General features: G+C 76.6%; 1 protein-coding gene. It reads right to left on the bottom strand.

Going from position 1 to position 1342, the window contains the following annotated elements:
* Positions 1-124 precede the first annotated feature (124 nt).
* Positions 125-1138, bottom strand: coding sequence for a MoxR family ATPase (locus AB0O00_RS39760; RefSeq protein WP_363659539.1), 1014 nt, complete (start codon positions 1136-1138; stop codon positions 125-127).
* Positions 1139-1342 lie beyond the last annotated feature (204 nt).

The following is a 1342-nucleotide window of genomic DNA, read 5'->3' on the forward strand; positions in this document are numbered from 1 at the left end:
GGGGCGTCGGGTGCCCCGGCCAGGCCCCCGGGCGGGATGCGCGCGGCCAGCCAGAGGATCTCCGCCAGTTCGGTCGGGGTGAGGCCGGTGCCGGCGGTCCCCAGGGCTGCCCGCAGTCGGTCGATCATCCGAGCCCGGGCTCCGGCTCCTCCAGCGGGCGCAGCACCGCACCGAGCAGCCCCTCGCGGCCCAGCTCCACGCCGCCGAGCCGCAGGTGGACGGCGTTGAGCAGCTGGTCGGTGGCCAGGGCGCCGCGGTCGTGGTCGCGCCGGTGCAGGAAGGCCTCGATCAGGTCCTCCCCGGCCCGCAGCCCGTCCTCGCCCAGGTGGGCCCGCACGATCTCGCGCAGCCGCGCCTCGTCCGGCTCGGGCAGGTCGAGTCGCACGCAGCGGCGCAGGAACGCCGGCGGGAAGTCGCGTTCGCCGTTGCTGGTCAGGACGGTGACCGGGAACTCCTGGCAGCCGATCAGGCCGTGGTGCACCAGGTGGCGCTCCCGGGTGCCGGTCAGCATCACCCGCACGTCCGGGTGGTCGTCGGGCAGCCGGCTCAGCTCGGGGATCTCGAACTCGCCCTCCTCGAAGACCACCAGCAGGTCGTTGGGCAGGTCCAGGTCGCCCTTGTCCAGCTCGTCGACCAGCAGCACCCGCGGCCGGCCGGGGCGCCCGGTGGCGAGCGCGGTTCCGAGCGGGCCGAGCCGCAGGTAGCTGCCCATGTCCGGCTCCGGGGCCGCCAGTTCGCGGGAGCGGCCGGTGTCGCGCAGCCGCCCGACGGCGTCGTAGCGGTAGAGGCCGTCCTGCAGGGTGGTGCGGCTGTTCACCGGCCAGCGCAGCACCGGGCCGAGCCCGAGCTCGCGGGCCACCGAGGCCGCCAGCGAGGACTTGCCGGTGCCGGGACGGCCGGTGACCAGCAGCGGACGGCGCAGGTGCAGCGCGGCGTTGACCACGTCGGCCTCCTGCGGGCCGATCCGGTAGGCCGGGGCGGTCCGGGGGCCGGGCAGCGCGCCGAAGCGGCGCCACGGCGGGGCGGCGGGCAGCGGCAGGTCGCGCACGACCGCGTCGTCGCCCCGGTAGATCCGCCAGCCGTCCCCGGCCTCGTCCGGCACCGCGGTGCTGCGCTCCGGTCCCGCTGCTTCGCTCATCGCCGCTCTCTCCTCGTCCGTGTCTCGCCCGCGCCGTCTCCCCAGCCCGCCGGGTCAGTCCCGCGGGTCGCCCAGCCCGAGGGTCTCCGGATGCCCGTCTGGAGGATCCCAGACGAGCGCCAGATTGCGGTGCAGGCCGTCCGGGGATTCCGTCAGGCGCGCCTCGTACACCAGCCGCGGGAGTTGGTGCGGCGCCGCGCCCCG

Source organism: Kitasatospora sp. NPDC093558 (assembly GCF_040683475.1).
GTDB lineage: Bacteria > Actinomycetota > Actinomycetes > Streptomycetales > Streptomycetaceae > Kitasatospora.